Below are 23,840 nucleotides of genomic sequence, written 5' to 3' on the forward strand. Positions count from 1 at the left end.
CTGCTAGGATGAATAAGTATTTCATCTATCCCTCACCTACAAATTCACTTTTCTATAGGATAACATATTTTTCCAACCTTCTGTGTAATGGAATTTATCAAAATTTCAGCTAATGAGACTAATTTAGTGCGACTATCTATTTATAATGATTAAAAAATGATAAAAATTATAAATAATCTGTTTGTTTGCTGGTTTACCCGGGAAGAGAAAACTGTCCAATCTTTACATAAAGGGAGGAGTTTTGGGAATGAGTGACAACAAAAACCGTAAGCAAGAACAACTGGAACAGTTCAAAACGGATGACAAAGGGAAGAAGCTGACAACCAACCAAGGTCTCAAAGTATCAGAAGATGAATTTTCTCTTAAGGCCGGTGAACGCGGACCGACACTGATGGAGGATTTTCATTTTCGGGAGAAGATGACGCACTTTGACCATGAACGGATTCCTGAGCGGATTGTTCATGCACGGGGATTTGCTGCTCATGGTGAATTTCAAGTATATGAGTCAATGAAAGAATTTACCAAAGCAGATTTTTTACAAGACCCTGCGAAGAAAACACCCGTATTCGTCCGGTTTTCTACGGTTGCTGGGTCCAGGGGTTCAGGAGACCTGGCCAGAGATGCACGAGGATTTGCTACCAAATTTTACACGGATGAAGGAAACTATGATTTAGTAGGAAACAATATACCGGTATTTTTTATCCAGGATGCGATTAAATTTCCGGACTTGATCCACGCCGTCAAGCCGGAACCGCATAATGAAATACCGCAAGCGGCCACTGCTCATGATACGTTTTGGGATTTCGTCGCCAATAACCAGGAGTCCGCGCACATGATCATGTGGGCTATGTCTGACAGGGCCATTCCGCGTAGTTACCGGATGATGGAAGGGTTTGGCGTCCATACTTTCCGGTTCGTCAACGCAGAAGGAAAAGCCCATTTTGTCAAATTCCATTGGAAGCCAGTACTTGGTACTCATTCGATGGTTTGGGACGAAGCGCAAAAAATCAACGGAAAGGATCCGGATTTTCATCGTCGCGACCTTTGGGAAGCCATTGAAAATGGTGATTACCCGGAATATGAACTCGGTGTCCAAATGATTCCGGAGGAAGAGGAATTCCGGTTTGATTTTGACATACTGGATCCTACTAAAATCTGGCCGGAGGAAGACGTTCCGGTTAAGCTGATCGGAAAAATGACGCTGACCCGTAATACGGATAATTATTTTGCCGAGACGGAACAGGTTGCTTTCCATCCGGGACATGTTGTGCCTGGTATTGATTTTACCAATGACCCATTGCTGCAGGGACGGTTATTCTCTTATACCGATACCCAGCTGATTCGTCTTGGAGGGCCGAACTTCCATGAGCTGCCGATCAATCGCCCGGTTTGTCCATTTCATAATAATCAACGCGACGGGTATGGCCGGCAAACGATCAACAAAGGGCGAGTCAGTTATCACAATAATTCACTTGCCGCCAACACACCGGAACCGGCAAGCGAAGAAGAAGGCGGGTTTACGCATTATCAGGAAAAAGTGGATGGATATAAAGTCCGGGCGCGCAGCGACAGCTTTAAAGACCACTTCTCCCAAGCGACGTTGTTTTGGAACAGTATGAGTAAAGCGGAAAAGCAACATATGATCCAGGCATTCAGCTTTGAATTAGGAAAAGTGGAAAGTGAATCAGTCAAACAACAAGTCGTCGATATGTTTGGCAATGTCAGTGTCGAGCTGGCGACAGGATTTGCGGAAGCGATCGGGGCCAATCCACCACAAGGAAAAGATACGGGAGTGACGAAAGCTTCTCCAGCGCTTAGTCAGGAAAATACGAATTTCAAGCCGGATACACGGAAAGTAGCCTTGATTATCGGGCAAAACTTCAACGGCAAGGAAGTAAAACCGATTATCGATGAACTGAAGGGACAAGGGCTGCAAATAGAGGTGATCAGCGATAAACAGGGCAATGTAACCGGTGATGATGGTACCGAATTAGACGTCGATCACACTTTCCTGACAGCAGATTCCGTATTGTTCGACGCGGTGTACGCAGCGGGCGGCGAGGAGAACAAAGCCTTTTATAAACAGGCTGCCTACTTCGTTATGGAAGCATTCTCGCATTATAAAACAATTGGAGCTACCCACGAAGGCAGAAAGCTTCTGGAAGCAAATGGAATGGAAGATAGTCCGGGAGTGGTACAACCGGGTTTGCCGAGCGGCTCCGCCAAGCGACCGCAAAACATCGCCATTGGGACAGAGAGATTTTATAAGGCTGACAGCGACCTGGAGGGGAATTCCCCTCCAGGTTAATTAATGTTGGACAGCTTTGTTTCTGTTTTTTCTTTTCGTGGGGCGCCGCTGTTCAAACTGTGCAGCACCATCCCGCCAATGACGAGAAATACCCCCAAAAGGGAGAGCGGACTCGGCATTGCGGCATGAAGGAAGATTATTTCCCCGATCAAGGCAAAAACCACTTCTCCTGACTGGGTAGCCTCGACACCAGCCAATTTTTGCGTATCGTGCTTAACAAGGTTGGTAGCATAGAAGAACAATCCGGTTGCAATCACGCCGGAAGAGACAGCGACAATAAATGTCTGCCCAAGCTGGCTGGAAGAGGGAGCGCCATGTGCGATCGCACCATATACGGACAAAATCAGCCAAAACGGCATACTGGCGATGGTCATGCCGAGAATGCGTTGAAAGGTATGGAGGTCACTTCCTACGATTTGCATCATTTTCCGATTTCCTAAAGGATAACTAAAGGCGGAAATAATTAACGGGATCGTACATAACCAAATACTTGCCAGCGGTACAGATGAAGCATGCTCCATCTGCATGAGGATGACGCCACCTAAAATGATGGCGGAAATAAACACGCTTTTTAAAGGGATTGATTGTTTTAATTCCTGTTCTTTATTAAGGAATGGGACGAGCAGGGAGCCTGCAATGATCGTCAGTTGAAAAGTCGCGGCAACGAGCCAGCCCGGACCGTAAACGGTGGCAAAGGCGATTGGTGCATAAAACAAGCCAAATCCGACAGAGCTCCAAACAACCCAGGAAATGGGATGATTTTTTAAGTGTATCAGCACTGGCTTGATTTTTCTTTGGAAACCAACGATGGCAAGCAGTATGGGCAGCATAAAGAAAAAACGCAAAGAAGCGCTCCACACCCAGCTACCACCTTCCAGCTCCATCGACCGGTTCAGGATAAAGGTAACAGAAAAAAATAAAGCAGCTAAAAGTCCGATCATCAACACCCGCATGTACATAACCTCCAGTATTTCATTGGATATGCGAACCATTTTACTATAGTTTCGGGTATCCATGTTACTTTCTTTTCACCTATATAGAAGGGGAATGAAAATAATCATCGCACTGACGTTTGCACGAGCTTCTGCTTCCGAAAGTCGAAAGGTTTCCTGTAAACAACTGATTTTGTACACTGAGAGAAGACGTGTAAGCAGGAAAGGATGGTATCGTGGAAAAAGGAGTACAGCCAAACTATTTGGAAGTCGTCGAAANTAGACGTCGATCACACTTTCCTGACAGCAGATTCCGTATTGTTCGACGCGGTGTACGCAGCGGGCGGCGAGGAGAACAAAGCCTTTTATAAACAGGCTGCCTACTTCGTTATGGAAGCATTCTCGCATTATAAAACAATTGGAGCTACCCACGAAGGCAGAAAGCTTCTGGAAGCAAATGGAATGGAAGATAGTCCGGGAGTGGTTTCAGGTAAAGATACAACCGGGTTTGCCGAGCGGCTCCGCCAAGCGACCGCAAAACATCGCCATTGGGACAGAGAGATTTTATAAGGTGACAGCGACCTGGAGGGGAATTCCCCTCCAGGTTAATTAATGTTGGACAGCTTTGTTTCTGTTTTTTCTTTTCGTGCGGCGCCGCTGTTCAAACTGTGCAGCACCATCCCGCCAATGACGAGAAATACCCCCAAAAGGGAGAGCGGGCTGGGCATTGCGGCATGAAGAAAGATTATTTCCCCTTCCGAACGACATAAAAGTGCTTCGTCTACATTAGAACTTTGAATAGTCTTAAATAGCCTCAAAAATGTGACCGATCAATCTGCCTATTCCTCTTACTAACCAAACCACCAACCTTCCGGTCAACATGAAAATTTCCGGATCCATGTTAATAATTCCCAGACATCGGATTTCTCAAATTTTCTCCTCAATCATTAACCCCTCCGTGCCCTTTTAAACCTTGGTTAACTAAAGAATGCTCCAAGCATTAAACGTAATAAGGCTATTTAATTCCGATGGTACTTTTGCTCTAAGGACATGAGCAACAGATTCAAATTGGCTGTACGAAAGGTCTTAGGAAACCTGTCATTATGGTCGATCTTAAGAAGAGTTCAATGACAGGCAACGCTTGTATTTAGGAAGATATTTAAAACTATTGGAGGAGCTTCGGATTGCCCGTAAGCTGAATGAGGTATTTCACCGCTAGATTTATGAGAAACGAAAGTTGTGGGACAAACTGGTTACTACGGAGGATCTCCTTCTAATTTCAAAGGGTCTATCGCCTATAAAAGCTCTTCCTTACCACTTTGCTTCACCTGTAACGTTGGTATATTCAATGTTCGCATAGTAAGTTGTTTTGCGCTTGTGTATTGCAATGGATCATTAATAGATTAACAACTAAAGGAAAGTTATCAAACGGATCGCCTCGGGTTCCCTGCGATATTTTGTACCTATTCTCTCGGCCAAGGTCTTACTAGGAAAACCAGATCATCTTCCGAAATGGGAGGCGGTTCGTTTACATTTCCCTATTATTCTTTTATTTGATTCTCTTCTAGTTCATTCAGGCTTCAGCAATAAGCACTGTTTTAGCATGTGAATAATGTCGATAATTAGATTTTTGTGGGTTTTATTGGTAAATATGGTAGAAACCGTTGACACCTATACCTAAACTAAATAGTATTAAGATAAATTTGAGAGAGGAGGAAAATATATGAAAAAAATGAAGTTTTTATTTACTTTTGCTATAGTACTGGTTAGCTTAATGGGATTTAGTACTATAGAAACCAATGCTGCTCCTACTGCTAATGCATCGATTTCCACTTTTGATGCTGGTGGTGATACGGGGGTAAGAGGAAGTGGTGGATTTAATGGAGGAAGAGCAGATGAAGTGGATAAAGTCTATTATAGGTTTCAACTATATAGAAATGGCATAGGTAAAGGTAGCAAATCCGGTTACTCTGATTCCTCTACTTATTCAGCAAGTATAACCAATTATGAATATTCAAACACCGCAGCATTATGGAAAATGGTTTCTTTCGGAACAGCTTATTATAACTATGGTGGAAATGATTCCGATCAAGAAAGTGTTGAAAAGTATGTACGTGCATATCACTAATCACTAACTCTTAAATAAGAAGGTAGCCTAAGGCTACCTTCTTATTTAAGAGTTAAATGACAAGGATATCTTAAGTTCTTAATAAAATCGATATACGAGGTGAATAGATAGATGAAAAAATTAGTGTTCATTTTACTAATACTTTTTTATGTTACGGGTTGTTCCGCCAATTCAATGGAAGTATCAGAAGAAAAAGATGTAGATACCAACGAGATAGATTTTGATATTTATATGTCGATACTAAAAAACGAGGTAAAATCTGATTTTGAATTAACTAATAATATGAGTTTGAAAGGATATAGTACATTTTTGTATGATGAACTAGAATACGATGAGAAAAGTTTTAATATTTTATTTGAAGATGGGGAAGAAGGGGATGTAATACCGGTTGCATTTATCGATGGTAATAAGGGGATTTTGGTAAGAAAAAAGTATTATGGTGATAACCAGGTATATAATATAAACTTTAATATTAAAAATGATAAGTGGGAAATAATAGATGATGAGATTGTAAAAAGTGACTTGGTGATCACAGAAGATTACTTATTAGCACTATATGAAAAGGATTTATAAAAGATAAGTTGCATTTTTAAGCAGATTCCGTATTGTTCGACGCGGTGTACGCAGCGGGCGGCGAGGAGAACAAAGCCTTTTATAAACAGGCTGCCTACTTCGTTATGGAAGCATTCTCGCATTATAAAACAATTGGAGCTACCCACGAAGGCAGAAAGCTTCTCGAAGCAAATGGAATGGAAGATAGTCCGGGAGTGGTTTCAGGTAAAGATACAACCGGGTTTGCCGAGCGGCTCCGCCAAGCGACCGCAAAACATCGCCATTGGGACAGAGAGATTTTATAAGGTGACAGCGACCTGGAGGGGAATTCCCCTCCAGGTTAATTAATGTTGGACAGCTTTGTTTCTGTTTTTTCTTTTCGTGCGGCGCCGCTGTTCAAACTGTGCAGCACCATCCCGCCAATGACGAGAAATACCCCCAAAAGGGAGAGCGGGCTGGGCATTGCGGCATGAAGAAAGATTATTTCCCCTTCCGAACGACATAAAAGTGCTTCGTCTACATTAGAACTTTGAATAGTCTTAAATAGCCTCAAAAATGTGACCGATCAATCTGCCTATTCCTCTTACTAACCAAACCACCAACCTTCCGGTCAACATGAAAATTTCCGGATCCATGTTAATAATTCCCAGACATCGGATTTCTCAAATTTTCTCCTCAATCATTAACCCCTCCGTGCCCTTTTAAACCTTGGTTAACTAAAGAATGCTCCAAGCATTAAACGTAATAAGGCTATTTAATTCCGATGGTACTTTTGCTCTAAGGACATGAGCAACAGATTCAAATTGGCTGTACGAAAGGTCTTAGGAAACCTGTCATTATGGTCGATCTTAAGAAGAGTTCAATGACAGGCAACGCTTGTATTTAGGAAGATATTTAAAACTATTGGAGGAGCTTCGGATTGCCCGTAAGCTGAATGAGGTATTTCACCGCTAGATTTATGAGAAACGAAAGTTGTGGGACAAACTGGTTACTACGGAGGATCTCCTTCTAATTTCAAAGGGTCTATCGCCTATAAAAGCTCTTCCTTACCACTTTGCTTCACCTGTAACGTTGGTATATTCAATGTTCGCATAGTAAGTTGTTTTGCGCTTGTGTATTGCAATGGATCATTAATAGATTAACAACTAAAGGAAAGTTATCAAACGGATCGCCTCGGGTTCCCTGCGATATTTTGTACCTATTCTCTCGGCCAAGGTCTTACTAGGAAAACCAGATCATCTTCCGAAATGGGAGGCGGTTCGTTTACATTTCCCTATTATTCTTTTATTTGATTCTCTTCTAGTTCATTCAGGCTTCAGCAATAAGCACTGTTTTAGCATGTGAATAATGTCGATAATTAGATTTTTGTGGGTTTTATTGGTAAATATGGTAGAAACCGTTGACACCTATACCTAAACTAAATAGTATTAAGATAAATTTGAGAGAGGAGGAAAATATATGAAAAAAATGAAGTTTTTATTTACTTTTGCTATAGTACTGGTTAGCTTAATGGGATTTAGTACTATAGAAACCAATGCTGCTCCTACTGCTAATGCATCGATTTCCACTTTTGATGCTGGTGGTGATACGGGGGTAAGAGGAAGTGGTGGATTTAATGGAGGAAGAGCAGATGAAGTGGATAAAGTCTATTATAGGTTTCAACTATATAGAAATGGCATAGGTAAAGGTAGCAAATCCGGTTACTCTGATTCCTCTACTTATTCAGCAAGTATAACCAATTATGAATATTCAAACACCGCAGCATTATGGAAAATGGTTTCTTTCGGAACAGCTTATTATAACTATGGTGGAAATGATTCCGATCAAGAAAGTGTTGAAAAGTATGTACGTGCATATCACTAATCACTAACTCTTAAATAAGAAGGTAGCCTAAGGCTACCTTCTTATTTAAGAGTTAAATGACAAGGATATCTTAAGTTCTTAATAAAATCGATATACGAGGTGAATAGATAGATGAAAAAATTAGTGTTCATTTTACTAATACTTTTTTATGTTACGGGTTGTTCCGCCAATTCAATGGAAGTATCAGAAGAAAAAGATGTAGATACCAACGAGATAGATTTTGATATTTATATGTCGATACTAAAAAACGAGGTAAAATCTGATTTTGAATTAACTAATAATATGAGTTTGAAAGGATATAGTACATTTTTGTATGATGAACTAGAATACGATGAGAAAAGTTTTAATATTTTATTTGAAGATGGGGAAGAAGGGGATGTAATACCGGTTGCATTTATCGATGGTAATAAGGGGATTTTGGTAAGAAAAAAGTATTATGGTGATAACCAGGTATATAATATAAACTTTAATATTAAAAATGATAAGTGGGAAATAATAGATGATGAGATTGTAAAAAGTGACTTGGTGATCACAGAAGATTACTTATTAGCACTATATGAAAAGGATTTATAAAAGATAAGTTGCATTTTTAAGCAGATTCCGTATTGTTCGACGCGGTGTACGCAGCGGGCGGCGAGGAGAACAAAGCCTTTTATAAACAGGCTGCCTACTTCGTTATGGAAGCATTCTCGCATTATAAAACAATTGGAGCTACCCACGAAGGCAGAAAGCTTCTCGAAGCAAATGGAATGGAAGATAGTCCGGGAGTGGTACAACCGGGTTTGCCGAGCGGCTCCGCCAAGCGACCGCAAAACATCGCCATTGGGACAGAGAGATTTTATAAGGCTGACAGCGACCTGGAGGGGAATTCCCCTCCAGGTTAATTAATGTTGGACAGCTTTGTTTCTGTTTTTTCTTTTCGTGGGGCGCCGCTGTTCAAACTGTGCAGCACCATCCCGCCAATGACGAGAAATACCCCCAAAAGGGAGAGCGGACTCGGCATTGCGGCATGAAGGAAGATTATTTCCCCGATCAAGGCAAAAACCACTTCTCCTGACTGGGTAGCCTCGACACCAGCCAATTTTTGCGTATCGTGCTTAACAAGGTTGGTAGCATAGAAGAACAATCCGGTTGCAATCACGCCGGAAGAGACAGCGACAATAAATGTCTGCCCAAGCTGGCTGGAAGAGGGAGCGCCATGTGCGATCGCACCATATACGGACAAAATCAGCCAAAACGGCATACTGGCGATGGTCATGCCGAGAATGCGTTGAAAGGTATGGAGGTCACTTCCTACGATTTGCATCATTTTCCGATTTCCTAAAGGATAACTAAAGGCGGAAATAATTAACGGGATCGTACATAACCAAATACTTGCCAGCGGTACAGATGAAGCATGCTCCATCTGCATGAGGATGACGCCACCTAAAATGATGGCGGAAATAAACACGCTTTTTAAAGGGATTGATTGTTTTAATTCCTGTTCTTTATTAAGGAATGGGACGAGCAGGGAGCCTGCAATGATCGTCAGTTGAAAAGTCGCGGCAACGAGCCAGCCCGGACCGTAAACGGTGGCAAAGGCGATTGGTGCATAAAACAAGCCAAATCCGACAGAGCTCCAAACAACCCAGGAAATGGGATGATTTTTTAAGTGTATCAGCACTGGCTTGATTTTTCTTTGGAAACCAACGATGGCAAGCAGTATGGGCAGCATAAAGAAAAAACGCAAAGAAGCGCTCCACACCCAGCTACCACCTTCCAGCTCCATCGACCGGTTCAGGATAAAGGTAACAGAAAAAAATAAAGCAGCTAAAAGTCCGATCATCAACACCCGCATGTACATAACCTCCAGTATTTCATTGGATATGCGAACCATTTTACTATAGTTTCGGGTATCCATGTTACTTTCTTTTCACCTATATAGAAGGGGAATGAAAATAATCATCGCACTGACGTTTGCACGAGCTTCTGCTTCCGAAAGTCGAAAGGTTTCCTGTAAACAACTGATTTTGTACACTGAGAGAAGACGTGTAAGCAGGAAAGGATGGTATCGTGGAAAAAGGAGTACAGCCAAACTATTTGGAAGTCGTCGAAATCAAAGAGGTCGGAGAGGGAATGCGAGTATGCATTGATTTTATCGATGCACTAAAGCTGGACGAAGGACTGTACATCGGCAATACTGGTCATGGCTATTTGAAGGTTCTTTCCGAAAACAGGCAGTCGGAAGGGTATCCTCCACGTCCGTTTCGGATCAATGGTGGGGGATTTCATCAGTATGTATACCAGGAAGATGCCAGTAAGTATTTACAGGAAATAGAGTCTGGAGAAGCACTGACTGTTAGCAGCCGTCAAGAGAACCGGGCCATATCGATCGGCCGCGTGAAAATAGAAAAACGTCCGCTTCTGCGTATTACTTGCCAGCGTGATGGAATGATTGTATCTGCTACCTTGCAGTCCTCCACCAGTGTTTATGTGGAGGAAGCCGAAAAAGGTGTGGTTTCGGTTAGGAATCTGAAGACGGGAGACAGAATTGCCGGAAAAATAGATCAGCCGGGAAGACACCTGGGGAAAAAAATCGACGAATTCATAGAGGAACGGTAATATGGGCAATAGAAGAGAAAAGGATAAATAGCTATTCCGTTTAAGGATACGTTATGACATGTGATAGGGTGAACAAAATGAATGATCGACAACACGAGTTATTACGGTTTCTGCTGACACGAAACGATAACTATATTCAGGTAGAAACATTGGCTAAGCATTTCCAATGCTCGGAGAAAACGATACGTAATGATTTAAAGCGGCTGGATCGCTTCCTGGTGGATTATTCCCAGGGACGTCTAGACAAAAAGCCTGGTTTAGGAATTTATATAAAAATCGAGGGACCGGATAAATCCAGGCTTTTCGACCAATTGCAATCGCTGAAGCCAATGGATGAACGTAAGTCCGATGGCGACCGCAGGATGGAAATGGCTTACGAATTGTTGACCAGTACCAAGCCGATTACCACCGGAGCGCTTGCTGATAAATATTTTTTAAACAAAGCTGCGATTCGGAAAGACTTGGATAAAATCCGCGAGTGGCTGAGCAAAATGAATATTACGGTCATTTCCAAACAAAAGGTAGGGCATATCGTTCAAGGTAAAGAGAAAAACATTCGTCTTGCTCTCTCTGAGTTGACAAGGCTCGGCAGCCAGGAGCCAATGCCGATTGCTGAATTTATGAAAACCAAGTTTGCCGATGCTGATATCCGGTTGATAAAAAAGGAACTGGATGAACTACAAGTAAGACATCAGCTTTCCTTTACGGATGATACATTTGATCGGCTGACGATTCATGTTCTCGTTATGATTAAACGTGTAAAAACGAGACAACCGATAGGTATCTCGGCCAAAGAGAAGCAGATGCTGCAGGATAAAGAAGAGCTTCGATGGGCTGTCGAGTTTCTTGAGAAAATTGCCGATGTATTTGCGGTCCGGTTTCCGGAAGATGAGATTTATTATCTCGCTTTTCATATTCTCGGTGCAAAACTGCGTTACCAAATCCTACCCGGCAACCATCCTGATTCTACTTGGATCAGCCAGGTCCCGCTGATGAACGACCTGGTAAATAAGCTGACAGCACGCATGGCGGAAGTGACGATGATTGATTTTACCGATGATGACCAGTTGAAAGAAGGTCTCATCCTTCATTTATCTTCTACTGTAAACCGGATTACTTACGGGTTGCCTGTTAAAAATCCGATGCTGCAGGACATAAAACAGATGTACCCCTATATGTTTGATATGGTGATTTATATTTTAGAGGATATCAACGAACAGTTTGATTTTTCTCTGCCGGAAGAGGAGGCTGCCTATCTGACGATTCATTTTCAAACGTCGATCGAGCGGCTGCGTAACCAGCAGGTAAATAGGCTCCGAGCCATTGTCGTATGCCATATGGGAGTGGGGGTATCCCAGTTGCTGAGGACAAAGCTGGAAGGGAAGTTCCCGGAAGTTGAAGTCATCGATAGTGTTGCGAAGTATAACGTAAAACAGTATCTCGCCGACCATCCGGTTGATTTTATCGTATCCACTGTACCAGTAGAAGAAACGGACATTCCGGCAATTCAAATATCCCCACTGATGGAAGCGCATGAAATGGATAAGCTTGCTTCTTTTATCGGTCAGCTGCAGTCCGGTTCCGGACAAAAGCAAGCGATAACATCATCGGGTTCCCATCTTGCAGAATTGATGGATTACTCTCTGGTGTCTTTGCAACTAGAGCGGGAACACCGTTATGAAGTGATTGAACTGTTGGCCAATCAATTGTTCGAGCAAGGCATTGTCGATAAGAAGTATGCACACAGAGCAATCAACCGGGAACAGCTGTCTGATACGAATATTGGAGCAGGCATTGCCATTCCGCACGGCAGTCCGGATTTGATTAAATCCCCGGCAATTGCTGTGGCCACCTTACAAGAGCCATTGGAATGGGGTGAAGGCAAGGTTTCACTCGTGTTTATGCTGGCAGTGCCGAATGATCATCCTAACGTACGGGAAATTTTTAAAGAATTGTCGGATCTCACGGAGCAGCCAGGAAAAGTGGAACGACTAATTAAGGAAACCGATAAGCAGCAATTTATCAGCCGTTTATAAAACGATTATAAAAACCAATTTTTCCGGAGCAGTGGAAAAAATCGAAACTTTTGGCCCAGGCAATATGGGGTATAGTGAATGTAAGCGATTACGAAGTTAGGAGGAATCAGGATGAAATTGTTAGCGATTACTTCCTGCCCCAATGGGATAGCCCATACTTATATGGCAGCAGAAAATCTGCAAAAAGCAGCCGACGAATTGGGCGTAGAGATAAAAGTTGAAACACAAGGTTCTATTGGAGTGGAAAATGAATTTACCGAACAAGAAATAGAAGAAGCAGACGGCATCATTATCGCTGCTGACAAAACAGTAGAAAAGGATCGGTTCTCCGGTAAAAAGCTGTTGGTAGTTGGTGTCCAGGAAGGGATACGACAACCAAAGCAGCTAATCAATAAAGTGATCAGCGGAGGTGTACCTGTATATCAGGGACAGGGGGAATCTCCAAGTGAAGCGAATCGTCCGAAAAAGAAGGAGAAGGAAAATCCGGTATATCGTCATTTGATGAATGGTGTTTCCTACATGATTCCATTCATTGTAGTCGGCGGTCTTTTGATTGCAATCGCTTTATCGCTGGGCGGACAACAAACACCTGAAGGGATCCAAATACCAGAAGGCTCGTTTTGGAAAACAATTGAAAGCATCGGAGGCGCATCGTTTACCTTTATGGTGCCAATTTTGGCCGGTTTTATCGCCTTCAGTATCGCTGATCGTCCCGGTCTTGCCCCTGGTATTATCGGCGGCTACATTGCTGCTAACGGAAGCTTCTATAATAGTGAAGCGGGGGCTGGTTTTCTAGGTGGTATCATTGCTGGTTTCCTGGCAGGATATGTGGCCTTGTGGATTAAAAAGTTAAAAGTGCCGAAAGCAGTGCAGCCGATTATGCCGATTATCATCATTCCGGTCTTTTCATCACTCATTGTTGGCTTGGCATTCGTATTTTTCATTGGTGGACCGGTAGCACAAGTATTTGAATCCTTGACCACCTGGTTGGCGGGTATGCAGGGAACCAGTTCCATCCTGTTAGCGTTAATTTTAGGAGCAATGATTTCATTCGATATGGGCGGGCCGGTAAATAAAGTAGCATTCTTATTTGGTTCAGCAATGATTGGGGAAGGCAATTATGAAATAATGGGGCCCATTGCGGCAGCGATTGCCATTCCGCCAATCGGACTTGGCCTTGCTACCTTCCTATTTAAACGGAAGTTCCAAAAAAACGAAATCGAAACAGGGAAGGCTTCCTTTACCATGGGCTTGTTTGGCATAACCGAAGGAGCGATTCCGTTTGCCGCCCAAGACCCATTGCGTGTCATTCCAAGTATTATGGTCGGATCCATGACTGGTTCGGTTATCGCGATGTTAGGAAATGTCGGTGACCGGGTGGCACATGGCGGACCGATTGTCGGTGTCCTGGGTGCTGTGGACAATGTCATCATGTTTTTCATTGCGATAATTGTCGGTGCCTTCGTTACGGCATTGATGGTCAAGTTGATAAAGAAAGACGTTCAGGATGGACATGTAACAGATGGCTCGGAGCCCAATGTTTATGAAGAAGATGCTAGCGAACAATTAGCCACGGACAACCTTACACCAGCAGAAACAGCTGGGAAGCAACAGCAAACAGGTTCGTCACAAGAGGAAATCAATAAACTGACGGATATTACGAGTCCCGCGTTGATCGATATTGATTTGCAGGGAAACACGCAGGATGAAGTCTTGGATGAACTAATCAATAAGTTGGATGCCAATGGACTGTTGACGTCCCCGCAAGCTTTTAAACAGAAAATCATCGAGCGGGAACAGGAAAGTACAACCGGAATTGGCATGAATATTGCCATACCGCACGGAAAATCAAATGCCGTAAAGCGTCCAAGTGTCGTATTTGGCAGAAAGCCGGACGGAGTCGACTGGAACAGTATGGATGGCACTGCAGCCAAACTGATTTTCCTGATTGCCGTGCCGGAAGAAGCCGAGGGCAATGCGCATTTGAAAATATTGCAGATGCTATCCCGTAAGTTGATGGATGAAAGTTTCCGGGAACAGCTGTTGCAAGTGCAAACAAAGGAAGAAGCTTATAAGCTGCTTGAGCAAGTACAATGAGGTAATGCTCAAACCGAATACTAAAGCTATTAATTTTTAGTATGATAAAAAACAATACAAACAGAAGGAAACACGCTTGGAAATGAACCCGAGCGTGTTTTTTGCTTACTAAATAAATGCCTACTAACTTTGGATGACTTCCTTCCATCCTTATCGGAGTGCTTTTCTCGCTGTGGAAATACCCTACGCTTTCCACGGGCGGCTGGTGAGCTTCCTCGAGCTAAAGCTCTGCGGGATCTCACCGAGGCAACTCCTCCCGCAGGGGTCTCAGGTATTTCCTCCGCTAAAAGTTTGTGTATTGTATGCAATTAAGCTATCGAAACCTGTTGTTTACGTTTTGATTCCGTTTCAATTGCCCTAGAAAACCAGAGTAATATAATAAGGACCGATGGATCAGCATAGGCAGCATACGGAGATTCCAGCGGGACCAGCACGCGTCCGAAGATCCCGCAAGAAGCGGGGTGTGCTTCTGATGAAGCTGAGGCCGTGCCCGCGGAAAGCGAAGAATGTTGCCGTAACGGTTGATTACCACTTTATTTCAAACCGAGAAAAAAACGTGAAGAAATAGGAATCCTTCACGTTTTTCACTTGTTTATGGGCAATCTCTTTATGCCTTATATTTAGTTGTCTGTTCCTCTAATTCTTCTGCCAGTCTGGACAGCTCACCTGCATTTTCGGAAACTTCCTCCATTGCACTGGTCGATTGCTGAGCAGAGGCTGATGCCTGTTCAATGCCTGCTGCCGATTCCTCTGAGACCGCTGCAATTTCCTGGATCGATTCATTCATGCTGTTGCTGTTTTCGGCAATGTCCCGCAGGTTAGCGGAAATATGCTGAATGCTTTCTACCATCTTTCTCACTGATTGATCAATTTCCTGGAATGTCTCACCGGTCTCCTCGATTTGCCGTGATCCTTCATCGACTTCCTTATAGCCAGCTTCAAGGGAATCTGCCACGCTGCTGGACTCATGCTGGATATTGCCGACAATTTCGGTAATGTCCCCGACAGAGTTGGAAACCTGTTCAGCTAGCTTACGCACTTCGTTGGCCACGACGGCAAAGCCCTTGCCATGCTCTCCGGCGCGAGCTGCTTCAATGGCTGCATTCAATGATAACAAATTCGTTTGTTCTGCTATATCGTTAATCACATTGATCAATTTGGAAATCTGCTGTGATTGAGCATCCAATCCCTGTACTTTTGCTACAGCTTCTTTGACAATCCCTTCAATGTTTTTCATCTGGGTAACCGATTTTTCCATCATGGAGCTTCCATTTTTGGTCATCTGAAGTACGTCATCCGATGTGCCGGCAATTTGCTCCCCACCTTCGTGGGCCTGATTTATTTTTGCCAGGAAGTCCGTCATCATTTCCGACAATTCCGTAGAGCTATTTGCCTGTGTCTCGGCCCCGGAAGTCAGTTCCTGCATCGTAGAAGCAATTTGCCGGCTTCCTTCCTTCACTTCGTCCGCCGCTCTGGTCAACTGTGAGCTTTGGTCGGAAACCGCAGTAGTAGCCCCGGTCACATTGCGGATAATCGAGCGAAGGCTCTCTTTCATTTGATTAATCGATTGGGAAAGCTGTCCGACTTCATTGCTGCTATCGTGCGTTAAGTCAACGGATAAATCTCCCTCTTCCACCGTCTTCATTTTTTCCTGTAACGTTTTAATCGGACGGGTAATCCTTCCGGCGATGATCCAGGTTAGAAGAGCGGACAATACCAAAACAACCAAAATGCTAATAGCAATCGGTATCAGAATCGGCTGGGATTTTTTCGCCAGTTCAGATTTGTCCACGGTGCCGATAATAATCCAGTTCAACCGGTCATTCAAGGTGAACCCAGCTGCTTTTTCGGCTCCTTCCCAGGAATAATCAACTGCTCCGGAAGGGCTGTTTTGATCAATGATCTGTTGATAAAACGATTCTTCTGACACGTCCTCTCCGATATATGCTTCATCTGGATGCACGACGAATGTACCCGATTGGTCCATGATAGCTGCATAACCGGAATCCCCTATTTCTACGGCATTGATCATGTCCAGAACGGTCTGCATATTGATATCAAGCGACAAAACACCAACAGTCCCAGACTCCGCTTCGACCGCTTTTGCCGTACTGACGATTAAATCTCCGGTATCAGCATCAATATATGGCTCTGTCCAAATGACTTCGCCGATGTTTTCTGTCGCATTCTGGTACCAGGGCCGCGTTCTGGGGTCATAGTCATCATCCAGGTTCAATTCAGGGGAGGTCAGCATTTCCCCTTCTTGTTCGGTGCCGAGGTAAGCAACAGATATGGCGTCACTGGAAGAAGAAATATTTGTTAAGGAGTCCATCAGGTCACTGCGCTGCTCATCAAAATGGGTAAATTCATTTTGCTCGGCATAATGGTTAATAATCTGTTCCTGCCCCTGGAAAAAGCTTTCGAAGGATTCATTTAAAACGTTCGTTTGGCTTTCAATACTGTTGGAAAGTTCATTAGTGGTAAGAGAGGCACTGAAGGTGTAGCTTATATAGCCGATACCCGCACCAGCCGCCAATATCAGGGTGATTAGCGGAATCAAGATTTGTCGCTGTAGTGTTTTTGAAAAGAAATTCCCCTTGTTTTTCTGCTTTTTTGTCGATGTTGTCATAAAATTGCCTCCTTTGTCTGCTTGTGTCTGGTTTGCTCCTTTCTCCAAAACATTTCGTCTCGAGTAGGTATAAAGCAGCAGTTCTTGTTTTTATATCGTCAAAATATTCATAATTATTTATACTTAATAGAAAGAATTATTAGATTTTTGATAGAAGGGTTGCTTGATGTTGATGAAAGAGAGGATGCCATTCCTGCTTGTCATAGGAGCAGCGATACTATGGGGGACTACAGGGACAGCCCAGACATTTGCACCTGAAACGGCCCATCCGGTGGCTGTGGGTGCTATCCGACTTGCTGTCGGAGGCGGGACGCTTTTATTGTTACTGCTGGTATTTGGGTGGGAGATCCGTTTATGGAAGGGAATAGCATGGCGGCAGGCTTTGCCGGCCATGATCAGTATGGCTTGTTACCAGCCGCTGTTTTTTTCGGCAGTGACAATGACTGGTGTGGCTGTCGGAACAGTGACAGCGATTGGCAGCGCCCCGGTTTTGGCAGGGCTTCTGGAACTGGTGATTTATCGAAAACGGCAAACAATGCGTTGGGGGATAGCGACGCTGATGGCAGTTGCCGGATGTCTTTTATTGTTTGCCAATACTGGCACGGTGACTGTCCGGCCAGTGGGAGTACTGCTTGCGCTTGGTGCCGGCTTGTCATTTGCCATTTACTCTCTGGCAAGTAAACAGTTAATGGAAACACACTCCGCCTTGTCCATTACGGCGCTTGTCTTTATGGGCAGTGCATTGCTGCTGGCTCCGCTGCTTTTTATCATGGATATGACATGGCTGAAGGAATGGCAGGGTGCTTTAGTAGGGCTTCATCTCGGTGTTGCAGCGACTAGTGCCGCCTACCTTCTGTTTTCTCTCGGTCTCAGGAGGATCCGATCTTCCACTGCCGTTACCTTGTCCCTGGCAGAGCCGTTGACAGCAGCTATGCTTGGTGTATTTTTGGTCGGGGAGACGCTGACCGGTTTATCCTGGCTAGGTATGTTGATTCTTTTAAGCGGCATGGTAGTCTTAACGAGTGAGGGGGAAGCAATTCGACAGAACGGGAAGTTGAAGGAAAACGAATCGTAGAAGCTAATGATGGATGGGCGGCAAGTCGTCAGACGATTCATCCTTCAAGGAAACATGCAGTCGTAATTGATGATCGATGGTCGCGAGAAAAATGGTATCCAATCCATGGATGTTTTGAGCGGATAGCTGGTTCAGCAGCCAGTTCTGGTCGACATGGAATTGTTCCAGAACAGAATGGTAGACGGTTCCTTCGATGACGACAGGATAAGCGATGCTCGCTGCTTGTTTCGGAATGGCCATGTCTTCCCGTGTTACAACACTTTTTTGAGGTTTTTTCAGTAAACTAAGCGAACCGTTCGCCTCGATGACAGCCGTTTCCACTTCAGAAATATCAAAGACATCCTTTTCCCGCAGCATCTGTAAGATATTGTCGATTGAGTAATGTATTTTTTTCATGTTTCCTCGTAAAAGCTTCCCGTTCTGTATGACAACAGTCGGTTCGAAGGTTACAAGTTTGCCGAATTTACGGCTCGATAATTTCCACCTGGCTACGAGACGCTGCAGCAAGGCAATTCCTATAATGGCTACAGCTGTAGGTAAATGGTCGATTCCGGGATCTGCAATATCTGCTCCAACGACTGCACCGATGGTCAATACGATTAAAAAGTCAAAGACCGGAAGCTCACCAATTGCCCGTTTTCCCATAAATAATGTAATAAGTAACAGCAAAGGCAGGATCGTGACAATTCGGAAAAGGACAAGTGCGGCATCTTTCAAAAATTCAGCCATATTCTATTCACACCTTTTTTTAGAGTCCAGGTGGTAGTTACATTTCCTTATTGATGCCGATTTTATGCAGGAAGAGGGCCTTTGACTTTATCGCTGACACAAGGTAATGCAAAATAGAAGAAAAGCAATTCAGCTGAAACTCAGGAGGGACAAGGATGGAGACATATACCCAATATGATGCCGTCGGGCTGGCGGAACTGATTAAACAAAAACAGGTGAAACCGAAGGAACTGCTGGAAGCAGCTTATCAACGACTGGAAGCAGTGAATCCGGAATTGAATGCTGTCATCCGTTCCCGCAAAGAAAAGGCATTTCAAGAAGCAGAGCAGGTTGATATCAATGCCCAGCCATTTGCCGGGGTGCCGATGGCATTGAAGGATATTTCGCAGGCAATCACGGGGGAGCCTTTGACCGCAGGTTCTCGCTTGCTGCAGAACAATATTGCCAAACAAGATTCCCATTTGGTGGCACGCCTTCGAAAAGCCGGTTTTTTATTTATTGGACAAACCAATACCCCGGAATTCGGTCTGAAAAATATTTCCGAACCAGAAATATACGGAGCAACCAAGAATCCGTGGAATAAAAACCATTCCTCTGGCGGTTCCAGCGGTGGATCCGCGGCTGCAGTGGCATCTGGCATTGTGCCGGTTGCCGGTGCCAGTGACGGGGGCGGATCAATCCGGATACCCGCTTCCTTTACTGGCCTTTTCGGTTTGAAGCCAACCAGGGGGAGGACACCGGTCGGTCCGGGCAACGGACGACAATGGCAAGGAGCATCGATCGATTTTGCGCTGACGCGTTCTGTCCGGGATGGAGCAGCGCTGTTGGACCTGTTACAGACCTTTCAGCAGGAAGCGGCATTCCATATCCCCTTGTATGACGGCAATTACCAGAAGGATATGCAGCTGCCGATAAGAAACAGATACCGAATTGCTTATACGACGGCTTCGCCGGTTGGAACTCCTGTGAGTAAGGATGCAGAGACGGCTGTACATAAAGTTGTTCGTTGGCTCGAGGAACAGGGTCATGTCGTAGAAGAAACTGAACCCTCAATTGACGGTGTCAGGCTGATGGAAAATTACTATATCATGAACAGTGGAGAAATTTCCGCTATGATGACCGGGTTGGAAAAAGCGTTCGGCCGGGAAATGACATTCGAAGATATGGAAATCGTCTCATGGGTCTTATACCGGGCTGGTCAAAACGTGACGGCGGCGGAGTATTCCCGGAGCCTGGCAGAATGGGATGCAGCTGCAGCCGCCATGGCTGATTTTCACCAAACGTATGATTTTTATATTACGCCTGCAAATGCCCATCCTGCACCGGAAAATGGAGAACTTACGCATACCGTTAAGGAATTTGAGCAGTTGTTAAAGGTTGATAGTGTCAGTAAACAGCACCAACAGCAAATCGTTTATGAAATGTTTGAGCCGAGCTTAACGTATACACCGCATACCCAACTGGCCAATCTTACCGGACAGCCGGCGATGACCGTGCCGGTTCATTTGGCAGACAGCGGCTTGCCGATGGGCGTCCAATTTATTGCCCCAAAAGGATGGGAAATCCGCTTGCTGCAAATAGCCGGCCAACTGGAGAAAACGGAAATGTGGCTGGATACGAAAGCGACTAAAAATAATCAACGATGATGATCTCTGTTTAGGATCCTCTTAAAAAAGGAAAACTAACAACTAAAACAAAGGAGGATCACTTATGGGGAAATGGATTAAAAGATTGATTAAATGGGGACCGATTATTTATCCGCTCATCCGGAAGTTTAGGAACAATCGCCGTAATGCCGGCCGTTATTAGTAATCTACACCCATTATTAAAAGTGAAAAGCACCGCTTTTCGTGCGGTGCCCAGACTGCCGGGGAACTTCCCAACATTTGTTTAAGTAAGAAGAATTTCCGGTAAAAAACAAAGCCGGATTGTTCTAAAGGATGCAAAAGTCCGTGACTTTTGCCTGCTCTTTTTAATTTGCAGGTCCACTCGGTACAAATACAAACTCAACTTCATCGTATTTCCGTTTATATTTAATGTGGAAATCGTGGCCTTCAAAATACCAGGCATCCGATTCTTCCACATAAAAGGTGATGCCTGATGCCTCGGTGGAAAAAGCGGGGTTATTGGGCTGCTCGATGGACAGGGCAAGGGAAAATCCTCTATGGACTCCGCCGTGTCCTCCATATCTAGCATAAAAACGTACAGCTGCACCTTCGGCCAAATCCAACTCATTTATGTACCATTTTGCTGCGGGTTGTGTAATGGAAATCATGTTGAGCCTCCTTGTCCCTTTTACTATACCAAAAAGCATTCGACTTCACTATATACACGGTATTTGGACAAAAAATAGACAAAGAAAAGCCGGCTTTATCGCCGGCTTTTCACCTTTTATTTATAAATCAATACGTTTCCGACTGTTCCATCGTTGCTCTCACCGATTACACGGAATTTCAGGCCTTGAGTCGGGACGTTTCGGCCTGCATCCAGCAATCCAGGATTGCTGTAATCTGCACTGTCATCAAACAGTGGATTCCGTTTCGTGTGGTTATCTTTCAATGTTACGCCGAGTGTTTCCGTATAATCAAGGAACATTTTGCTCGACTTGTTTAAGCTGAAAGCAGCGTCATTCAATTGATAACGTGTGTCGGCAACCAAACCATCGCTCCAGTAATTCGCATGTTGATCGGCATCGACTACGCCAAGGTAACCTTCGCCTGGATGGTCTCCGGTCCAGTTTTCACTATAGGAGTTATCGACATACCAGACCATGAGTCCTTCGTCATAGCTCATCAGGCTGGCGCCTCGGCGGATGTGGGCAAGTCCTTCATCCACCCCATTATGGGATCTCCACTCTAACAGGTAATAGTTTTCAGAATAAAACTTTCCTTCATCCTTCGCAAAGCCGTCCAACGTAAATGGAGATTCTCCTTCGGCATCATCTTCTACGACAGCAGTTCCATCTACAGTGATAGCAATGTCATCGACATAGAAACCTGGCTGGGCGACAGCAACATCTGTCCAGTAATTGAATTCGAGTTCCACTTCCTGGCCTGCATAGCTGGATAGGTCGAAGCTGGCATCCGTCCAGCCATCAGAATTGCCGGTAATACCGTATCCTGGGTTCTGGTCATACGGATCTTCGGTTGTCGTGATATTCCCTTCGATTGTTTCACCGTTTACTTTTACAGAAGCATAGTCCCAATCAGTCTCGATGTCATACCAAGTTTTGAAGTTCAATTCGGCATTGGAAGCACCGGTTAAATCGACTGTCATTGTCATCGAGTTATCCAGGTTATTGCCGCTTCCGCTGAAGTATTCGTATTGACCGCTAGCCGGCTGGTTAACTTCTGTTTCTTTATCCGGAAGATTGATTCTTACAGCATCGTTGTTCGTACCTTTTGTAACCCCTTCGTCGAGCAAGATGCTCGTCCCATTGCTGTCAATGTCGTGGGCATCTAAAGTGGTTCCGGTCAGCCAATTGCCGCCATGTTCAGCTTGCAAGTATTCCTTCGCATAAGGGCTGAAACCACTAGGTTCAGTACCAGGAATAGCACCTGCCCAGCTTCCGCTCGCCATGATCGACCAGTAAGAAACGGCTTCCCCTGCACCTGTATATTGGGTGTCATATTCATCCGGCAAACCTAAATCATGGCCGTATTCATGGGCGAATACTCCGGCAGCGCCGTCCTCTGGTTCAATTGTATAGTCATAGGCTCCCAAAAGACCTCCAAAGCGAGGGCTGTCCGAGCTTGCGCCGGGGACTGCAACCAATTGGCCCATGTTCCAACGGTGTGACCAGATGGCATCTGCTCCAAGGTTACCGCCACCTGCTTCTTCTCCAACGCCTGCATGGATTACCATCAAGTGGTCGATGATGCCGTCCGGCTCGTCATAAACTCCGTCTCCGTCATAATCATCGCGATCCCATTGATCATATTCAGATAAGTCAATGTTAGGATCTTCCGCAGCCTTGCTCAATGCTTCGAAAACCAATTCACGCGGGCGTGCATCGCTGCCGTCTGGTGTTGGATAATTTCCGCCATAGTAAGCTGCTTCATGGTCAGCAGTGTACCAGCCGGCAACTGTACCATCTACTGTATAACTTCCGCCGGACTGCTGTTCATAGTATTGTTTCATGGATACGAGATTTTCCCCATTTGGTCCTTCGTAACCATTTTCCCCAAAAATCATATCCTGGAAATGATCATGGGTATAATCCTCATAGAACATGTCTGTTTCATCTTCCGTGATCGAGCTTTTTTCATAATCCGGAAAATCGATTGCAAGGACAAGTACTTTGTCTTCCCGGACAGAGCCGTCATACGTCTCTTCTTCGACACTGTCCACTTTATTTTTCTTGGCGTTGCCAAGTTTGTTTCCTTTTCCATTTTTTAGCGAATTATTGTGATTGCCCTCATTTAAGCCATTTTTGTTTTTCACTTCGGGGGCAGAACTTTCATCTTTAGGTGCACCTTTGGCCTTTGCCTTCAAGTAACGGTTAAGTGCTTCCTGGGCTTCTTTAGCCGTAGCATCTTCAGCTATTTTTCCTTCCTCTTTCAACATCTCGATCAACTTCTCATCATTGGCAATTCCCAAATCAACCGGCGACCCAACTTGGGCGGTAGGAACCTGCGGACTTAATGATTCTGCCTGAGCCCGTTGGACTGGTGAAAGCGCACCTATGGTCAAGGTACTCAACCCTAAAGCAACGGCCATAGCAGTAGAAGCAATTTTCCGTTTCTCCAAACATAACTCCCCCTCTAAATTTTCTGAATATTTACAATCTATAAAGTACCATAAAATACTAGTGGATTACTATAAATATCTTATAGATTTCTATAAAATGGTAATATCTACCCGCAGGTTGCTTCATATGCTAGGAAAATA

18 protein-coding genes and 1 pseudogene are annotated in these 23,840 nt (G+C 44.4%); 13 read left to right on the plus strand and 6 right to left on the minus strand.

Annotated elements, in window-relative coordinates; translation table 11 throughout:
* The first annotated feature begins 247 nt into the window (after nucleotides 1–247).
* Nucleotides 248–2,268, plus strand: a pseudogene (locus tag BN1067_RS05290) (catalase).
* Between the two features lie 36 nt (nucleotides 2,269–2,304).
* Here BN1067_RS05290 and BN1067_RS05295 read toward each other — a convergent pair.
* Nucleotides 2,305–3,261: a DMT family transporter gene (locus tag BN1067_RS05295; RefSeq protein WP_053217857.1), complete on the minus strand. Its 957-nt coding sequence runs from the start codon at nucleotides 3,259–3,261 to the stop codon at nucleotides 2,305–2,307.
* Between the two features lie 207 nt (nucleotides 3,262–3,468).
* Here BN1067_RS05295 and BN1067_RS05300 point away from each other — a divergent pair, with 207 nt between their 5' ends.
* The 7 genes from BN1067_RS05300 (at nucleotide 3,469) to BN1067_RS05330 (ending at nucleotide 8,667) form a co-directional block, all read left to right on the plus strand.
* On the plus strand, nucleotides 3,469–3,810 hold the full coding sequence (locus BN1067_RS05300; protein ID WP_053217858.1) for a type 1 glutamine amidotransferase family protein: 342 nt from the start codon (nucleotides 3,469–3,471) through the stop codon (nucleotides 3,808–3,810).
* A 1,153-nt stretch (nucleotides 3,811–4,963) separates the two neighbouring features.
* Nucleotides 4,964–5,368 carry a hypothetical protein gene (locus tag BN1067_RS05305; protein WP_053217859.1) on the plus strand — a complete coding sequence of 135 codons (405 nt, stop codon included), beginning with the start codon at nucleotides 4,964–4,966 and terminating at the stop codon, nucleotides 5,366–5,368.
* A 111-nt stretch (nucleotides 5,369–5,479) separates the two neighbouring features.
* Nucleotides 5,480–5,941 (plus strand): membrane lipoprotein lipid attachment site-containing protein, encoded by a 462-nt coding sequence (locus tag BN1067_RS05310; RefSeq protein ID WP_053217860.1) that lies wholly within the window; start codon nucleotides 5,480–5,482, stop codon nucleotides 5,939–5,941.
* A gap of 32 nt (nucleotides 5,942–5,973) precedes the next feature.
* Complete coding sequence (locus BN1067_RS05315) at nucleotides 5,974–6,225, plus strand: type 1 glutamine amidotransferase family protein (RefSeq protein WP_053217861.1); 252 nt, start codon at nucleotides 5,974–5,976, stop codon at nucleotides 6,223–6,225.
* A 1,153-nt stretch (nucleotides 6,226–7,378) separates the two neighbouring features.
* Nucleotides 7,379–7,783: a hypothetical protein gene (locus BN1067_RS05320; protein WP_053217859.1), complete on the plus strand. Its 405-nt coding sequence runs from the start codon at nucleotides 7,379–7,381 to the stop codon at nucleotides 7,781–7,783.
* A gap of 111 nt (nucleotides 7,784–7,894) precedes the next feature.
* Nucleotides 7,895–8,356: a membrane lipoprotein lipid attachment site-containing protein gene (locus BN1067_RS05325; protein ID WP_053217860.1), complete on the plus strand. Its 462-nt coding sequence runs from the start codon at nucleotides 7,895–7,897 to the stop codon at nucleotides 8,354–8,356.
* A gap of 32 nt (nucleotides 8,357–8,388) precedes the next feature.
* A complete protein-coding gene (locus BN1067_RS05330) occupies nucleotides 8,389–8,667 on the plus strand; it encodes a type 1 glutamine amidotransferase family protein (protein ID WP_053217862.1) in 279 nt (92 codons plus the stop codon).
* On the opposite strand, the gene BN1067_RS05335 is transcribed toward BN1067_RS05330, so the two are convergent.
* Entirely contained in the window at nucleotides 8,664–9,620 is a 957-nt protein-coding gene (locus BN1067_RS05335; RefSeq protein ID WP_053217857.1) for a DMT family transporter, read from the minus strand. The genes BN1067_RS05330 and BN1067_RS05335 overlap by 4 nt on opposite strands.
* A 215-nt stretch (nucleotides 9,621–9,835) precedes the next feature.
* On the opposite strand from BN1067_RS05335, the gene BN1067_RS05340 reads away from it, so the two are divergent.
* The 3 genes from BN1067_RS05340 to BN1067_RS05350 all read left to right on the plus strand — a co-directional run bounded on the left by BN1067_RS05340 (nucleotide 9,836) and on the right by BN1067_RS05350 (nucleotide 14,517).
* The gene (locus BN1067_RS05340; RefSeq protein WP_110943332.1) at nucleotides 9,836–10,384 is read left to right on the plus strand and encodes a 3-dehydroquinate synthase II; all 549 of its coding nucleotides are present in this window, start codon (nucleotides 9,836–9,838) and stop codon (nucleotides 10,382–10,384) included.
* A gap of 77 nt (nucleotides 10,385–10,461) precedes the next feature.
* A complete protein-coding gene (locus tag BN1067_RS05345; RefSeq protein WP_053217863.1) occupies nucleotides 10,462–12,420 on the plus strand; it encodes a BglG family transcription antiterminator in 1,959 nt (652 codons plus the stop codon).
* Between the two features lie 111 nt (nucleotides 12,421–12,531).
* Nucleotides 12,532–14,517: a PTS fructose transporter subunit IIABC gene (locus BN1067_RS05350; protein WP_053217864.1), complete on the plus strand. Its 1,986-nt coding sequence runs from the start codon at nucleotides 12,532–12,534 to the stop codon at nucleotides 14,515–14,517.
* 607 nt (nucleotides 14,518–15,124) lie between these two features.
* Here the strand turns inward: BN1067_RS05350 and BN1067_RS05355 are convergent.
* On the minus strand, nucleotides 15,125–17,146 hold the full coding sequence (locus BN1067_RS05355; RefSeq protein WP_110943334.1) for a methyl-accepting chemotaxis protein: 2,022 nt from the start codon (nucleotides 17,144–17,146) through the stop codon (nucleotides 15,125–15,127).
* A gap of 166 nt (nucleotides 17,147–17,312) precedes the next feature.
* Here BN1067_RS05355 and BN1067_RS05360 point away from each other — a divergent pair, with 166 nt between their 5' ends.
* Nucleotides 17,313–18,221 (plus strand): DMT family transporter, encoded by a 909-nt coding sequence (locus BN1067_RS05360; RefSeq protein WP_324777829.1) that lies wholly within the window; start codon nucleotides 17,313–17,315, stop codon nucleotides 18,219–18,221.
* 3 nt (nucleotides 18,222–18,224) lie between these two features.
* On the opposite strand, the gene BN1067_RS05365 is transcribed toward BN1067_RS05360, so the two are convergent.
* Nucleotides 18,225–18,950 (minus strand): DUF421 domain-containing protein, encoded by a 726-nt coding sequence (locus tag BN1067_RS05365; protein ID WP_053217865.1) that lies wholly within the window; start codon nucleotides 18,948–18,950, stop codon nucleotides 18,225–18,227.
* 155 nt (nucleotides 18,951–19,105) lie between these two features.
* Between BN1067_RS05365 and BN1067_RS05370 the strand changes: the two genes are divergently transcribed.
* Nucleotides 19,106–20,596: an amidase gene (locus tag BN1067_RS05370; protein WP_053217866.1), complete on the plus strand. Its 1,491-nt coding sequence runs from the start codon at nucleotides 19,106–19,108 to the stop codon at nucleotides 20,594–20,596.
* Between the two features lie 326 nt (nucleotides 20,597–20,922).
* On the opposite strand, the gene BN1067_RS05375 is transcribed toward BN1067_RS05370, so the two are convergent.
* Nucleotides 20,923–21,225: a HesB/YadR/YfhF family protein gene (locus BN1067_RS05375; protein ID WP_053217867.1), complete on the minus strand. Its 303-nt coding sequence runs from the start codon at nucleotides 21,223–21,225 to the stop codon at nucleotides 20,923–20,925.
* A 116-nt stretch (nucleotides 21,226–21,341) separates the two neighbouring features.
* Nucleotides 21,342–23,699 (minus strand): immune inhibitor A domain-containing protein, encoded by a 2,358-nt coding sequence (locus BN1067_RS05380; protein WP_456119731.1) that lies wholly within the window; start codon nucleotides 23,697–23,699, stop codon nucleotides 21,342–21,344.
* Nucleotides 23,700–23,840: the final 141 nt, after the last annotated feature.

It is taken from the genome of Virgibacillus senegalensis (assembly GCF_000821245.2).
Taxonomy (GTDB): Bacteria; Bacillota; Bacilli; order Bacillales; family Amphibacillaceae; genus Sediminibacillus; species Sediminibacillus senegalensis.

Excerpts from the sequence above, each read along its gene's own strand:
- BN1067_RS05370 (WP_053217866.1), top strand. The coding sequence starts at position 19,106 with ATGGAGACATATACCCAATATGATGCCGTCGGGCTGGCGGAACTGATT.
- BN1067_RS05345 (WP_053217863.1), top strand. The coding sequence starts at position 10,462 with ATGAATGATCGACAACACGAGTTATTACGGTTTCTGCTGACACGAAAC.
- BN1067_RS05305 (WP_053217859.1), top strand. The coding sequence starts at position 4,964 with ATGAAAAAAATGAAGTTTTTATTTACTTTTGCTATAGTACTGGTTAGC.
- BN1067_RS05350 (WP_053217864.1), top strand. The coding sequence starts at position 12,532 with ATGAAATTGTTAGCGATTACTTCCTGCCCCAATGGGATAGCCCATACT.
- BN1067_RS05325 (WP_053217860.1), top strand. The coding sequence starts at position 7,895 with ATGAAAAAATTAGTGTTCATTTTACTAATACTTTTTTATGTTACGGGT.
- BN1067_RS05320 (WP_053217859.1), top strand. The coding sequence starts at position 7,379 with ATGAAAAAAATGAAGTTTTTATTTACTTTTGCTATAGTACTGGTTAGC.
- BN1067_RS05310 (WP_053217860.1), top strand. The coding sequence starts at position 5,480 with ATGAAAAAATTAGTGTTCATTTTACTAATACTTTTTTATGTTACGGGT.
- BN1067_RS05360 (WP_324777829.1), top strand. The coding sequence starts at position 17,313 with ATGTTGATGAAAGAGAGGATGCCATTCCTGCTTGTCATAGGAGCAGCG.
- BN1067_RS05295 (WP_053217857.1), bottom strand. The coding sequence starts at position 3,261 with ATGCGGGTGTTGATGATCGGACTTTTAGCTGCTTTATTTTTTTCTGTT.
- BN1067_RS05335 (WP_053217857.1), bottom strand. The coding sequence starts at position 9,620 with ATGCGGGTGTTGATGATCGGACTTTTAGCTGCTTTATTTTTTTCTGTT.
- BN1067_RS05355 (WP_110943334.1), bottom strand. The coding sequence starts at position 17,146 with ATGACAACATCGACAAAAAAGCAGAAAAACAAGGGGAATTTCTTTTCA.
- BN1067_RS05375 (WP_053217867.1), bottom strand. The coding sequence starts at position 21,225 with ATGATTTCCATTACACAACCCGCAGCAAAATGGTACATAAATGAGTTG.
- BN1067_RS05365 (WP_053217865.1), bottom strand. The coding sequence starts at position 18,950 with ATGGCTGAATTTTTGAAAGATGCCGCACTTGTCCTTTTCCGAATTGTC.